This window comes from Pseudomonas weihenstephanensis (assembly GCF_001043055.1).
In the GTDB taxonomy this organism is placed as follows: domain Bacteria; phylum Pseudomonadota; class Gammaproteobacteria; order Pseudomonadales; family Pseudomonadaceae; genus Aquipseudomonas; species Aquipseudomonas weihenstephanensis.
Map to the genome: position 1 here is coordinate 332,021 of NZ_JYLF01000002.1, position 13,631 is coordinate 345,651.

At 58.4% G+C, this 13,631-nt stretch carries 10 protein-coding genes; 3 read left to right on the forward strand and 7 right to left on the reverse strand.

The features are described from left to right. Positions 1-4 precede the first annotated feature (4 nt). On the forward strand, positions 5-1,105 hold the full coding sequence (locus TU86_RS05740; protein WP_048363335.1) for an efflux RND transporter periplasmic adaptor subunit: 1,101 nt from the start codon (positions 5-7) through the stop codon (positions 1,103-1,105). Positions 1,106-1,110: 5 nt separating this feature from the next. After that, a complete protein-coding gene (locus tag TU86_RS05745) occupies positions 1,111-4,182 on the forward strand; it encodes an efflux RND transporter permease subunit (protein ID WP_048363336.1) in 3,072 nt (1,023 codons plus the stop codon). A gap of 69 nt (positions 4,183-4,251) precedes the next feature. Here TU86_RS05745 and TU86_RS05750 read toward each other — a convergent pair whose 3' ends face one another. The 3 genes from TU86_RS05750 to plsB all read right to left on the reverse strand — a co-directional run bounded on the left by TU86_RS05750 (position 4,252) and on the right by plsB (position 7,687). Further along, complete coding sequence (locus tag TU86_RS05750) at positions 4,252-4,656, reverse strand: YbaY family lipoprotein (RefSeq protein ID WP_048363337.1); 405 nt, start codon at positions 4,654-4,656, stop codon at positions 4,252-4,254. Between the two features lie 132 nt (positions 4,657-4,788). After that, positions 4,789-5,070: a hypothetical protein gene (locus tag TU86_RS05755; RefSeq protein WP_048363338.1), complete on the reverse strand. Its 282-nt coding sequence runs from the start codon at positions 5,068-5,070 to the stop codon at positions 4,789-4,791. Between the two features lie 121 nt (positions 5,071-5,191). Then, positions 5,192-7,687 carry a glycerol-3-phosphate 1-O-acyltransferase PlsB gene (gene plsB, locus TU86_RS05760; protein WP_048363339.1) on the reverse strand — a complete coding sequence of 832 codons (2,496 nt, stop codon included), beginning with the start codon at positions 7,685-7,687 and terminating at the stop codon, positions 5,192-5,194. Positions 7,688-7,928: 241 nt separating this feature from the next. Here plsB and TU86_RS05765 point away from each other — a divergent pair, with 241 nt between their 5' ends. Continuing rightward, entirely contained in the window at positions 7,929-8,138 is a 210-nt protein-coding gene (locus TU86_RS05765; RefSeq protein ID WP_048363340.1) for a cold-shock protein, read from the forward strand. A gap of 119 nt (positions 8,139-8,257) precedes the next feature. Here TU86_RS05765 and TU86_RS05770 read toward each other — a convergent pair whose 3' ends face one another. The 4 genes from TU86_RS05770 to TU86_RS05785 form a co-directional block, all read right to left on the reverse strand. Next, the gene (locus TU86_RS05770) at positions 8,258-8,635 is read right to left on the reverse strand and encodes a hypothetical protein (RefSeq protein ID WP_048363341.1); all 378 of its coding nucleotides are present in this window, start codon (positions 8,633-8,635) and stop codon (positions 8,258-8,260) included. A gap of 80 nt (positions 8,636-8,715) precedes the next feature. Continuing rightward, positions 8,716-9,525: a putative RNA methyltransferase gene (locus TU86_RS05775; RefSeq protein WP_048363342.1), complete on the reverse strand. Its 810-nt coding sequence runs from the start codon at positions 9,523-9,525 to the stop codon at positions 8,716-8,718. After that, a complete protein-coding gene (dapE, locus tag TU86_RS05780) occupies positions 9,525-10,676 on the reverse strand; it encodes a succinyl-diaminopimelate desuccinylase (protein ID WP_048363343.1) in 1,152 nt (383 codons plus the stop codon). The genes TU86_RS05775 and dapE overlap by 1 nt, the downstream gene beginning before the upstream one ends. A gap of 134 nt (positions 10,677-10,810) precedes the next feature. Further along, positions 10,811-13,402 carry a glycosyltransferase gene (locus tag TU86_RS05785; RefSeq protein WP_048363344.1) on the reverse strand — a complete coding sequence of 864 codons (2,592 nt, stop codon included), beginning with the start codon at positions 13,400-13,402 and terminating at the stop codon, positions 10,811-10,813. Positions 13,403-13,631: the final 229 nt, after the last annotated feature.

Consider the following 13,631-nt stretch of genomic DNA (forward strand, 5'->3'; position numbering starts at 1 on the left):
CTCCATGTTGCGTCATGCCTTGCCCCGCGCTGTGCCTGTCTGTTTGGTGTTTTTGTTAGCTGCGTGCGGGCATGAAGAGCCTGCTCAGGTCAGCATCAGCCCGGCGATTGTGGTGCAACCCCAACCTTCGGCGCTGGCGACCCAAAGCTATCCCGGCGAAGTGCGCGCACGGTTTGACCCGCAGTTGGCCTTTCGCATCGGCGGCAAAGTCACGCGCCGGTTGGTCGATGAAGGTGAGCGGGTCAAGGCCAACCAGCCATTGGCTGAGCTGGACCCGCAAGACGTTCGCCTGCAACTGGACGCGACCCGCGCTCAAGTGGCGGCTGCACAGGCCAACCTTAACCTGGTGCGCTCCGAACGTGATCGTTACAAAACGTTGCTCGACCGTCAGATGGTCAGCCGTTCCCAGTTCGATAACGCCGAAAACCTTTATCGCGCAGGCGAGGCCAAATGGCAGCAGTTGCAAGCCGAGCAAAACGTCGCCAGCAACCAGGCCAGCTATGCCGTATTACGCGCGCCGCAAGATGGCGTCATTGCCCAGCGCCAAGTGGAAGTCGGACAGGTCGTGGCCGCAGGTCAGACCGTTTTTACGCTCGCTGCCGACGGTGAGCGTGAAGTGTTGATCAGCGTGCCCGAGCAGGCGTTCGCGCGGTTCAAGATTGGCCAGCCGGTGTCGGTTGAGCTGTGGTCCCAGCCCGATCAGCGGTTTAGCGGGCGGATTCGTGAGTTGTCGCCATCGGCCGATCCCAAGTCGCGAACCTTTGCAGCCCGTATCGCCTTCACGGCTGGCAAAGTGCCTGCCGAGTTGGGGCAAAGTGCGCGGGTCTTTATCCAAAACGAGGGCGTGAGTTCGTTGTCGGTGCCGCTGTCGGCACTGAGTGCTGAAAACGGCGCGGCCTATGTGTGGCGGGTTGGCCTTGGCAACAAGCTGGAGCAAGTGGCTGTGCGTGTTGGTCCGTATGGCGAGAAAACAGTGCCGGTGCTGGAAGGCCTCACGTCTGTGGATTGGATCGTCGCCGCCGGGGCGCATGTGCTGCATCAAGGGCAGGAGGTACGGCCTATTGATCGTTCCAACCGAACGATCAATGTCATGGCGAAGGAGTAATTCCCATGGGTTTCAACCTATCTGCATGGGCGTTGCGCAATCGCCAGATCGTCCTGTTCCTGATGCTGTTGCTGGCCATCGTCGGTGGGCTTTCCTACACCAAATTGGGCCAAAGCGAAGACCCACCGTTTACGTTCAAAGCCATGGTGATTCGCACGCTATGGCCCGGCGCCACGGCTGAAGAGGTCTCGCGTCAGGTCACTGAGCGCATCGAGAAAAAACTGATGGAAACCGGCGAGTACGAACGCATCGTGTCGTTCTCGCGCCCCGGTGAATCGCAAGTGACGTTTATGGCGCGCGATTCCATGCACTCCGATGAAGTCCCGGCGCTGTGGTATCAGGTTCGCAAAAAGATCAGCGATATCCGCCACACCTTGCCGCCCGCCATTCAGGGACCTTTCTTCAACGACGAATTTGGCACCACATTTGGCAATATCTACAGCCTGAGCGGCGAAGGTTACGACTACGCAGTGCTCAAGGACTACGCCGATCGCATCCAGATCCAGCTGCAACGGGTCAAGGATGTGGGCAAGGTCGAGCTGCTGGGCCTGCAAGACGAAAAAATCTGGATCGAACTGTCCAACCTCAAGCTGGCTACGCTGGGTTTGCCGCTGGAGGCAGTGCAAAAGGCCCTGGAGGAGCAAAACGCGGTCTCGACCGCCGGTTTCTTTGAGACCCCGACCGAGCGTGTGCAACTGCGCGTCAGCGGCAACTTCAAGACTGTCGAAGAGATCGAGCGCTTCCCGATTCGTGTCGGTGAGCGCACCTTGCGCATTGAAGACGTGGCGGATGTACGCCGTGGTTTCAATGATCCGCCTGCGCCGCGTATGCGCTTTATGGGCCAGGACGCCCTGGGTCTGGCCGTGGCCATGAAAGACGGTGGTGACATTCTGGTGCTGGGCAAGGCGCTGGAGACTGAGTTTTCCCGTATCCAGAAAAACCTGCCGGCCGGTATGCACCTGAGCAAGGTCTCTGATCAGCCGGCAGCGGTTAAAACCAGCGTCGGCGAATTCGTGCAGGTGTTGGTCGAGGCCTTGGCGATTGTGTTGCTGGTGAGTTTTTTCTCGCTGGGCGTGCGCACCGGCATGGTGGTGGCGTTGACCATTCCGCTGGTGCTGGCCATGACGTTTGCAGCCATGCATTACTACGGCATCGGCCTGCATAAGATCTCGCTGGGCGCGTTGGTGCTGGCCCTGGGGTTGTTGGTCGATGACGCCATCATCGCAGTGGAAATGATGGCGATCAAAATGGAGCAAGGCTACGACCGCTTCAAGGCGGCGAGCTTTGCGTGGACCAGCACTGCCTTCCCGATGCTCACGGGCACGTTGATAACCGCCGCCGGTTTTTTACCTATCGCCCTGGCGCAGTCGAGTACGGGTGAATACACCCGCTCGATCTTTCAAGTGGTGACCATTGCGCTGCTGGCGTCGTGGATTGCGGCGGTGGTCTTTGTGCCTTATCTGGGCGCCTTGCTGTTGCCAGATTTGGCCAAGCGCCATGCCGCCAGGCATGGCACCGGTGATGGCGCAACAGACCCTTACGGCACGCCGTTTTATCAACGTATCCGGCGGTTGGTGGAGTGGTGTGTGCGGCGGCGCAAAACCGTGATTACGCTGACCGTGCTGCTGTTTATCGGTTCGGTGGTGGTGTTCAAGTACGTGCCCCAGCAATTCTTTCCGGCATCGAGCCGTCTGGAACTGATGGTGGACTTGAAGCTGGCCGAAGGCGCGTCTTTGAGCAACACCACTGAGCAGGTTGAGCGTTTGGAAGCCTTGCTCAAAGACCATCCCGGCATCGTCAACTACGTGGCCTACGCCGGGACCGGTTCGCCGCGTTACTACTTGCCGCTGGACCAACAATTGCCTGCGGCCAGCTTCGCGCAGTTTGTGGTGCTGGCCAGCAGCATTGAAGACCGCGAGCGCCTGCGCAGTTGGCTGATTGACACCTTGAACGAGCAATTCCCGACGGTGCGCTCGCGGGTGACGCGCCTGGAAAACGGCCCGCCCGTGGGCTACCCGGTGCAGTTTCGGGTCACGGGTGAGCACATCGAGGAGGTACGGGCACTGGCGCGTAAAGTTGCGGCGAAGGTGCGTGAAAACCCTCATGTGGTGAACGTGCACCTGGATTGGGAAGAACCGAGCAAAGTGGTGTATCTCAATATTGACCAGGACCGTGCACGGGCCTTGGGCGTGAGCACTGCTAACGTGTCGCGGTTTTTGCAAAGCACGCTGCTGGGTTCGACGGTCAGCCAATATCGCGAAGACAACGAATTGATCGAAATCCTGCTGCGCGGCACGCCCCAAGAACGTACGCAATTGACGTTGCTGCCGAGTCTGGCCGTGCCGACCGATAACGGCCAGAGCGTTGCCTTGTCGCAAATCGCCACGCTTGAATACGGGTTCGAAGAAGGGATTATCTGGCACCGCAACCGTCTGCCCAACGTGACCGTGCGGGCTGATATTTACGGCAAGGAGCAACCGGCTTCGCTGGTACAGCAGATCTTGCCGACGCTTGAAGGGGTGCGTGCCGAACTGCCCGATGGCTATTTGCTGGAAGTCGGTGGCACGGTGGAAGACTCTGCCCGTGGTCAGAATTCGGTCAAGGCCGGAGTTCCACTGTTTATCGTGGTGGTGCTGACCTTGCTGATGGTGCAACTGCGCAGCTTCTCACGCGTGGCGATGGTGTTTTTGACCGCACCGTTGGGGTTGATCGGCGTGACGTTGTTTTTGCTGGTGTTCAACCAGCCGTTTGGTTTTGTGGCCATGCTGGGCACCATTGCGCTGTCAGGGATGATCATGCGCAACTCGGTGATTTTGGTGGACCAGATCGAGCAGGACAAAGCGGCGGGGCTGGAGGCTTGGCAGGCAATCATCGAAGCGACCGTGCGCCGTTTTCGTCCGATTGTGCTGACCGCGCTGGCGGCGGTGCTGGCAATGATTCCGCTGTCGCGCAGTGTGTTTTTTGGGCCGATGGCAGTGGCAATCATGGGCGGGCTGATTGTCGCGACCGCACTCACGTTGCTGTTTTTGCCCGCGTTGTATGCCGCGTGGTTCAAGGTGAAGAAGCCGAGTGCGTAGGTGCTGCCGCAGGATGAGAGCTGTGTGGGTGCAAAAGATCGCAGCCTGCGGTAGCGCCTACAGGGTTCGTTATGAAGCTGGAACTTGATCGACTCGCAGACGCAGCGGTTGCGGCGTTTTGTCGTTGAGGTCAACGCTATTGCGTTCGGTGGTGATGAACAGCAATTGGCCGTTGTCTTCAATGCGGGCGCTGACGGCGTAGGTATGGCCGGGCTTGACTTGAGCAGGGTCGTAGCTCAAGTGAAACGGCAACGGAACCTGGCCTTTGATCTGGCCACTTTGTTTGGCAAGGGTCACGGCCGGGGCGTCAGCCAGTGAAACATCTTGCAGGCTGACTTCCAGAGTGGCGGTTGGCGGCAAGGCGATGCGTTGCAGGTAGAACACTTCGCCGTCGAGTGTGGCGTGTGGGGTTGAGTTCATTGAGCTACAGGCTCCAAGTAGTGCAGCAAGGCTGAGCACAAGCAGTTTTTTCATGGCAGAAAACTCCGTTTCTATCCCTGAGCAAGTGATTTCACCCAGGGAAGCTGAAGGGATTCTAACAATGAAAAGCGGCTTGGGCGCTGGTGGGTGGCCAACATCGCTGTGACCACGGTGCTGGATGTGGCCTTAGCCGTTGTTGCCGCCGTGAACGCCACCGTCCGGATGGTCGATGCGCCAAGGGGTGCCAGGAGGTGTTTCTTTGTCCGGTACGCCTTGAGTGTCTGCGTCGTTGCCAAGGTCTGGGCGGCCTCGGGTTTCGGCATCGCCGCCAAAATCAGGGCGGCCTCGGGTCTCGGTATCGCCGCCAAGGTCAGGACGGCCTCGGGTTTCGGTGTCGCCGCCAAGGTCAGGTCGGCCGCGGTTTTGAGCGTTATGTTCTACGTGAGTGCCTTCATTTTCTTGAGTCATGTTTGATGTCCTTATAGGTTGACTAGCCTGGGTATGTGCCGATTCATTCGGTACATGCCAAGGCTAGTTGCTTATAAGTCGTCGAAAAATGATCGAGAGCTTTCTGCGTTGTTTTGAAGACTTACCCTACGCTCTGCGGTGTGTCAGCGGCATCTTCTGCACGGTGCAGGGCCACCTGACGGATCGACAGACGAATCTCTGCCGGCAATACGCGTTTGGCTGCGCCTTCGGCCAGTTCCCCCAACAGTTCGTGGTAACTCAACTTGCCGTTGGCATCGCGGCGCAGTACCTCTTCTTCAAGCAGCGTCTGGATAAAGTGGCGGAACAAGCTCTTGTCGAAGAACTCCGGGGCATTTAGGCCATGCAAAATGGACAGGCGTTGAGCCATCATGGTGCACAAGTCTTCCAGTTCTTCGGCGCTCAAGGTGTTTTGACCGCTGTTGAGCAGCAGTGAAATCGCCATGTAAAAGCGTTGCAGGGTTTGCGCAATGCTCTTGGACAACAGCGTCAGCAGCACAAAGTGGCGCGAGCTAGGAGCAGGGCGCAGGTACACCTCGTTTTCGAAACGCAGCAAACCTTGTTCGACAAAAGCCTCCAGCCATTGATCGACGACGCCATCCAGTTCGTCCAGCGTCCAGCGGATGAACAATTCCGATTGCAGGTACGGATACAAGGCGCGGGTGTAGCGCAGGATCTGCTCACGCGTCATTCGCGAAGCGCTCTGGAAGAAGCTGGCCAGTAACGAAGGCAGCGCGAAGATGTGCAGCACGTTGTTGCGGTAGTAAGTCATCAGGACGGCGTTCTGCTCATCCAGATACAGAATTTTACCCAATGCATCGCTTTGCTCGGACAACAAGTCCATGTCCTTTACATGCTCGATCAGCGCGCGGCCATCCCCTTCAGGCAAGGTGGTGTGCGGTGAATACGGCACGCGGCGCAGCAGCGCCAGATAGAGGTCGAGCACGCGGGCCATAGCGCGATCATCCAGCGCCAGCTTGCTGGTGGACAACAACGCCAGTGCCACCAGATTCACCGGGTTGATGGCGGCCGCTTCGTTCAAGTGCTGAGCCACTTTCTCACCCAAACGATGAGTGGTGGCGTTCAACCATTCAGGACGGTACGACGGTGCGAGTTCCTGTTGGCGCCAGTTCGGTTGTTCGGTGTCGAGGAATTCCGCCAGTTTGATCGGTTCGCCAAAGTTAACCGCCACTTGACCAAAACGCTGTTTGAGCGCGCCAATGACTTTGAAAATGTCGAAAATCGACTCTTTCTTCTTGCTCGCACCGCGCAATTCACCCAGGTATGTACGGCCTTCAAGCACACGCTCATAGCCGATATACACCGGCACGAACACGATGGGCATGCGCGAAGAGCGCAAAAAGCTGCGCAGGGTGATGGCCAACATTCCGGTTTTGGGTTGCAGCATACGGCCGGTACGCGAGCGCCCGCCCTCAACGAAGTACTCGACCGGGAAGCCTTTGGTGAACAAGGTGTGCAGGTATTCGTTGAATACAGAGGTGTAGAGCGGATTGCCCTTGAAGGTACGGCGCATGAAAAATGCCCCGCCACGGCGCAACAAACTGCCGATGACCGGCATGTTGAGGTTGATCCCGGCGGCGATGTGCGGCGGAGTCAGACCGTTGCGAAACAGCAGGTAGGAAAGCAGCAGGTAGTCGATATGGCTGCGGTGGCACGGCACGTAAATAATTTCGTGACCTTGCGCGACGTCTTGCACGCCTTCGATGTGGTTGACCTTGATCCCGTCGTAAATCTTGTTCCAAAACCAGCTCAGTACCACTTCCAGAAAGCGAATGGCGGTGTAGGTGTAGTCCGAGGCGATTTCGTTGGCATAGCGCAGGGCTTGTGCCTTGGCCTTATCGGGGGAGATGTTCTCGCGCTCGGCTTCGTCGAGAATCGCCTGACGCACGGTTGGCTCATTGACCAGGCCTTTGACCAGATTGCGCCGGTGCGACAGGTCGGGGCCGATGACCGCGGTTTTAAGGTTGCGAAAGTGTACGCGCAAGATGCGCTGAGCCATGCGCACGGTGCGTTCATGGCCTTTGTTATGGTCGAGCAGTTCACGTAAATGAATGGGCGCCGAGAACTGCACGCGGGTCTTGCGGCCCAGAATAAGAATGCGCAGCAGGCGACGCAGACGCCCGGTCACTGCCCAGCTGTCAGCAAACAGCAACTTCCACGGGCTGGACTCGCTGTCAGGGGATTGGCCCCAGAACACACTGACGGGGATGATTTGCGCGTCTTCGCCGGGGTTGGCGGTCAGGCTGTCCACCAAACGGGTCAGCGTCGGCGGGGCCCCGCGTTTGTCCTGGCGCCCTAACCAGTCGGGTTCTGGGGTCAGGTAAAAGAAGGCGGCAGGTTCAACCATTTGCCCCACGGCCACCGGTAATACCGGGCGCGGCAGGCCCGCCTTGGTGCATTCGGCGTCGACCACCGCCAGTTCTGTCACGGAGGGCGATTGCAGGACGTAGAACACCGGCCGGCTGCGGTCCAGATTAAGGGTGAAGGACGACTGATTAATGGTCTCCGAGCGTACCCACAGGTACAGCAAGCGACGCAAGGCGCCAAACACTAGACGACGGAACGGGGAACGGGTCATACGGCTTCTGCATGAGTGGATTAAAACGAGTGTTTACTCGGGCGGGTAGTGTGCCGTATCTCTGGAAAATCGGCAAAAAAGCTGCGAACTAATATTGATTGAGTGTTTTTCGCGCTGTCTTATACTCGATGCTCTTTCGCCATCAAATGTAAGACGTTTTCAGCAAACTATAAGTTCGAGCGAAAGTGCTCAATGGGCTGAATCAGCAAGCCCGCTCAAAAATAATAAAGGGGATGCACGCATGACTACGCGGTTTACAGGCAATGTGAAATGGTTCAACGATGCCAAAGGCTACGGGTTTATTCAGGGCGAAGAGGGCAAGGATGTGTTTGTGCACTACCGCGCAATTCGCGGTGAAGGCCATCGCAGCCTGGCTGAAGGTCAACAGGTCGAATACAACCAGGTGACGGGTGACAAAGGCTTGCAGGCTGAGGATGTGGTAGGGCTGTAACGGTAAAACCTGTAGCCGCTGCCCAAGGCTGGATAAGGTCCGAAGGGCCTTCGCTTTTCAGGCGATGGGTCGCTGTGCAACCCATCGCAGCCTGCGGCAGCGGCTACAAGGCCTGTGGGTCAGGAGCCGGTTTTCCAAGTGATTTCTTCTTCGCCGTCTTCGCTGATGCGCACCCAGCGGTCAGCGTCGGCTTCGCCTTGCTCTTCAACCCAGCTACCCGGCGCGCAGCGCACTTCGATGTTCAGTGCCTTGAAGGCGGCGTGGGCACAGGCGATGTCGTCTTCCCAAGGCGTTTGATCGCTGTCCAGGTACAAACTGTTCCATTTGCCTACGGCTTTTGGCATCCAGGTCACGGGAACGTTGCCAGCGGTACATTTCCAGGTTTCGCCTTTCTTTTTCCATTCCGAGCATGTGCCCAGAACCTCTGAAAGCCAGACTTCTACGTCTTTGTAGGTGACGGTTTCTTTCAGGTAAATCTCAATGTCGGGTTGGCGCATGGATGTCCTCACTGCGGGTCTGAAAAATCCATTCGCGGATTAGTCGGGCCTGGGGCGTGTGCCCCTGGCCGTAAAGTGGGTTATTGAAGCACGAAATAATCGTAGCGCATGGACACCGTCACGATTAAAGGCTCGGGGTGTTCGATGACTTCGGCGCGACGTTCGGCGCTGGCGCGCCAGCCGTGCGGGGTCATGGCCAGCAAGTTGGCGCGATCTTGCGGTTCGCTCAAGCGCAGTTTGAACTCCAGTGTTTCACTGTGTTGCAACTGCATGCCTTCAGGTATCAGCGCCAGATGCTTGTCGTCTGCGTATTCGCGCACTTCGTCGTACAGGCGTTCGCGCAATTCCATCAGGTGCCCGCGTGTGGGGCCGACACGCATCAGCCCGCCGCCGGGGCTGAGCAAGCGTTTGGCCTCAAGCCAGTCGAGCGGGCTGAACACGCTGGCCAAAAACTGGCAGCTGCCGTTAGCCAAAGGCACTCGGGCCATGCTGGCGATCAACCAGGTCAATTGCGGATTGCGCTTGCAGGCCCGTTTGACCGCCTCGCGGGAGATATCGAGGGCGTAGCCATCGGCATGGGGCAGGGCGTCGGCGATTTGTGCGGTGTAGTAACCCTCGCCACAACCGATGTCCAGCCAGCGCTGCGGGGCGCGCTCGGCAGCCAGCTCCGCCAGGCGCTTGGCCACAGGCGCGTAATGACCGGCGTTGAGAAAGTCGCGACGGGCTTCAACCATTGCCTGATTGTCGCCAGGGTCACGGCTGTTTTTGTGCTGCACGGGCAACAGGTTCAGGTACCCCTGACGCGCACGGTCAAAACGGTGGCCTGCCGGGCAGACCACGCCATTATCGACCGCACTCAGCGGCTCAGAGCAAATAGGGCAGGCGAGCATCAGGCGAGCAACTTGATCAGGGTTTGGTAGTAGATCTCGGTCAGCACATCGAGATCGCTGGCCAGTACGCGTTCGTTGACCTGGTGAATGGTCGCGTTGACCGGCCCCAGCTCAACCACCTGGGTACCCAAAGTGGCGATAAAGCGCCCGTCAGAGGTGCCACCGCTGGTGGAAGCCTTGGTTTCGCGACCGGTCACTTGTTTGATGCTTGAGGCGACGGCATCGAGCAATGCGCCCGGCTCGGTCAAAAACGGCAGGCCCGACAGTGCCCACTCGATGTGCCAGTCCAGATCATGCTTGTCGAGGATATCCGCCACGCGCTGTTGCAATCCTTCGACCGTAGATTCGGTCGAGAAGCGGAAGTTGAACACCGCCACCAGATCACCGGGAATGACGTTGGTGGCGCCGGTGCCCGAGTTGAGGTTGGAAATCTGGAAGCTGGTAGGCGGGAAGAAGTCGTTACCGTTGTCCCAATGTTCGGCGGCCAGTTCAGCCAGCGCCGGAGCCGCCAGGTGAATCGGATTTTTTGCCAGGTGCGGGTACGCCACGTGACCTTGAACCCCGCGCACCGTGAGCTTGGCGCCGAGGGAGCCGCGGCGGCCGTTTTTCACCACGTCACCCACCAGCGTGGTGCTCGATGGTTCACCCACGATGCACCAGTCCAGACGCTCTTTGCGGGCGGCGAAACGCTCAACCACCGCTTTGGTGCCGTGATGCGCCGGGCCTTCTTCGTCGCTGGTGATCAGAAACGCGACCGAACCTTTGTGGTCCGGGTAGTCGGCGACAAAGCGTTCGGCGGCCACCAGCATCGCGGCCAGGCTGCCTTTCATGTCGGCAGCGCCACGCCCGCAGAGCATGCCGTGTTCGTCGATCAGCGCATCGAACGGGTCGTTCTGCCACGCTTGTACCGGGCCGGTTGGCACCACGTCGGTATGACCGGCGAAGCACAGCACAGGGCCGTCGTGTTTGCCGTGGGTGGCCCAGAAGTTGTCCACGTCTTCGATGCGCATAGGCTCCAGTGCAAAGCCTGCATCACCCAAACGCTGCATCATCAGCTTCTGGCAATCGGCGTCGATTGGCGTCACGGAAGGGCGACGGATCAGATCGCAGGCAAGTTGCAGGGTCGGCGAGAGGTCGGCGTGGGCCGTCATGGTGGTGGACTCCGAAGCTGGGCGTGTAGGGAAGCAAACTTTGAACGCTCGCGCCTGTAAGGCTGGGCGCAAAAGGGCGGTTATCTTAAAGCAAAACGGCGGCCAGAGGCCGCCGTTTAGTGGTTGCGGTCAATTTATGCCGCAGGCTGCTCTTTCGGTGCGTCCACCGGTTTAGGCAGAGAGGACATAAAGGCCATCACCAGCGCTGCCAGATATGGCAGCGATTGCACCAACAGCATCACCACCCAAAAGCGCATGTCGTTGCTCGGTAACCCTTGTACGAAGCAGATCCCCAAGGCTGCGCCCCAGAGCAACAGCATGATGAAGACTTCTTCCCGTGCTTCGGAGAGCGCGACCCAAAAACCGTGGTTGTCGGCGTTTTTAGGCGTACGAAAGAAGGGAATGCTGGTGGTGAAAAAGCCATACAACACGGCCTTGGCAATGGTGTGCGACAACGCCAGCCCGGCCAGGGCCGCGGCAAATGCATCCTTGAGGTTGACCCCCACGGTACGGCGGTACAGGAAGATGATTTTGCCCACCTTGAATACAAACAACGCCAGCGGCGGGATCGCAAAGATCAGCAGCGGTGGATCGACCCGCGTCGGCACAATAATCATCGCGGCCGACCACAGCAGCGCGCCCACGGTGAAGAAGATGTTCATGCCGTCAGCGACCCACGGCAACCAGCCCGCCAGGAAGTGATAACGCTGGCCACGGGTCAGTTGCGAGTCCTTGCCACGCAGCAGGCTTGAGGCATGACGCTTGATAATCTGAATCGCTCCGTAGGCCCAGCGGAATCGCTGTTTCTTGAAGTCGATGAAGGTATCGGGCATCAGCCCTTTGCCGTAGCTGTTGTGGGAATAGGCTGCGGAATAGCCTTTCTCAAAGATCCGCAGGCCCAACTCGGCATCCTCACAAATACACCAGTCGGCCCAGCCCAGCTCTTCGAGTACCGAACGGCGGGTCATGGTCATGGTGCCGTGCTGAATGATCGCATCGCGGTCGTTACGGGTGACCATGCCGATGTGGAAGAAGCCCTTGTACTCGGAGTAGCAGAGCTTTTTAAAGGTGCTTTCGTTCTGGTCGCGGTAGTCCTGGGGCGATTGCACGATGGCGATTTTAGGGTCGGCAAAGTGCGGCACCATGTGCTTGAGCCAGTTGCGGTCTACGCAGTAGTCAGAGTCGATGACCGCGATGACTTCGGCATCCGGCGCGGTGTGTGGGATCAGGTAATTGAGTGCGCCCCCCTTGAAACCGGCCAGCGGGGCAACGTGGAAAAACTTGAAACGCGGGCCGAGGGTGGCGCAGTAATCGCGCACCGGCTCCCAGACCGCCGGATCTTTGGTGTTGTTGTCGATGATCAACACTTCGAAATCCGGGTAATCCAGATTGGCCAGCGCGTCGAGGGTCTGTTTCACCATCGCGGGTGGCTCGTTGTAGCAGGGCACATGGATCGAAACTTTCGGGCGGTAGGCGTCGTCGGCTTCGACCGGTAAAAATTCCCGGCGGCGCTTGCGAACCCATACCGCTTCGGCCAGTTCGTGGGCTTCGGTCAGCAACACGATAAACACCCCGAGGGCGCCCAAACCCAGTAAGAACCCCACCGTGAGGCTGAACCAGGTGCTGTATTGCTGGCTATAGTCGTAAGCGATCCACACCAGTACCGAACCGCATAAAAAGGCGGTGAACGTGAGGAACGTTCGGCCGCGCTGACGCAGTGCGGAGCCATCAATGAGCAGCAACGCCAGCGACAGCAGGCCCATCACCACCGAGCCGATGGCCAGTACGCGCCACTGCGGGATCGCGACCACTGGGCCTTCGAAGTTGAATTTCTGCTGGCGTGCGGCGTTGTACACGCCCCAGTACGCCCCCACCGAGCCTTCGTCGCTGGCCTTCCAGGGCTGATCGAACGCTTCGATCACGAAGTAGTTGTAACCCCGGCGGTTCAGGGTATTGACCAGGTTACGCAGGTAAATAGCCTGGTCAGCCGGGGTCGCGTCAGCACCACCGCGCATGCGGCCGTTACTCGGCCAGCCAACCTCCGACAGCAGCAAAGGCTTTTTCGGGAACATCTTTTTCAGATCCCGGGCACGGTCCAGTACAAATTCGCCAGCCTTGTCCACCGGGATAAATTCCCAGTAGGGCAAAATGTGCGCGGCAATCAGGTCAACGTGCTTGGCCAGTTGCGGGTATTTCTCCCAGATATGCCATTGCTCGGACGTGGTGACGGGCACCTTGACCGCAGCGCGCACCCGGTCCAGCAGTACGATCAGCTCTTCGGGTGTGATTTCTTCGCGGAACAGCGCTTCGTTACCCACCACGACCCGCACGATGCTGCGCGAGTTATTGGCCAGCTCAATGGCTTTCTGGATTTCCCTCTCGTTGCGCTCCAGGTCAGGGCTGATCCAGATCCCGATGGTCACGCGCAAACCGAACTCTTCGGCCAACTTGGGAATGTCGCCCAAGGTGCCATCGACTGAGTAGGTACGAATGTTGTCGGTCAGCTTGCTCATGATCTCCAGGTCACGACGCATTTCATCGTCGGACGGATATTGGTCTTTCTGCGGGTATTGGCCTTGTTGAAACGGCGAATACGAAAAACCGGAGATTTGCTCTGGCCAGTTGGGCGCCGAGACCGGGCGATTGATCAGCGCCCAGAAACCGGTGAAGAGAGCGGCGATGGCCAACACCACCACCAGATTGAGTCCAAATTTACGCGATGACATAACTATTTCGGGTTCCAAAAGGAGTGGAACGAAGATCGCTCGGCAGGTGCCAAACGGCGCGCATCCTACACTGGGATTTAACTTAACGTACAGCGCATGGAAAACGGCTTGGTGTTTGGCAGCGATCGCCAGCTTAAGTTCTTTCTTTATTACTTGTAGCTCTTATCTTGCTACTAGGTCGGCTATTAAAGCAGGCTTGGTCGGATGACCAGTAGGAAATGTACTCAAC

Bases quoted from the DNA above. Each gene is read 5' to 3' on its own strand.
- TU86_RS05755 (WP_048363338.1), bottom strand. From the start codon at position 5,070: ATGACTCAAGAAAATGAAGGCACTCACGTAGAACATAACGCTCAAAAC.
- TU86_RS05775 (WP_048363342.1), bottom strand. From the start codon at position 9,525: ATGCTCGCCTGCCCTATTTGCTCTGAGCCGCTGAGTGCGGTCGATAAT.
- TU86_RS05740 (WP_048363335.1), top strand. From the start codon at position 5: ATGTTGCGTCATGCCTTGCCCCGCGCTGTGCCTGTCTGTTTGGTGTTT.
- TU86_RS05785 (WP_048363344.1), bottom strand. From the start codon at position 13,402: ATGTCATCGCGTAAATTTGGACTCAATCTGGTGGTGGTGTTGGCCATC.
- plsB (WP_048363339.1), bottom strand. From the start codon at position 7,687: ATGACCCGTTCCCCGTTCCGTCGTCTAGTGTTTGGCGCCTTGCGTCGC.
- TU86_RS05750 (WP_048363337.1), bottom strand. From the start codon at position 4,656: ATGAAAAAACTGCTTGTGCTCAGCCTTGCTGCACTACTTGGAGCCTGT.
- TU86_RS05745 (WP_048363336.1), top strand. From the start codon at position 1,111: ATGGGTTTCAACCTATCTGCATGGGCGTTGCGCAATCGCCAGATCGTC.
- TU86_RS05765 (WP_048363340.1), top strand. From the start codon at position 7,929: ATGACTACGCGGTTTACAGGCAATGTGAAATGGTTCAACGATGCCAAA.
- TU86_RS05770 (WP_048363341.1), bottom strand. From the start codon at position 8,635: ATGCGCCAACCCGACATTGAGATTTACCTGAAAGAAACCGTCACCTAC.
- dapE (WP_048363343.1), bottom strand. From the start codon at position 10,676: ATGACGGCCCACGCCGACCTCTCGCCGACCCTGCAACTTGCCTGCGAT.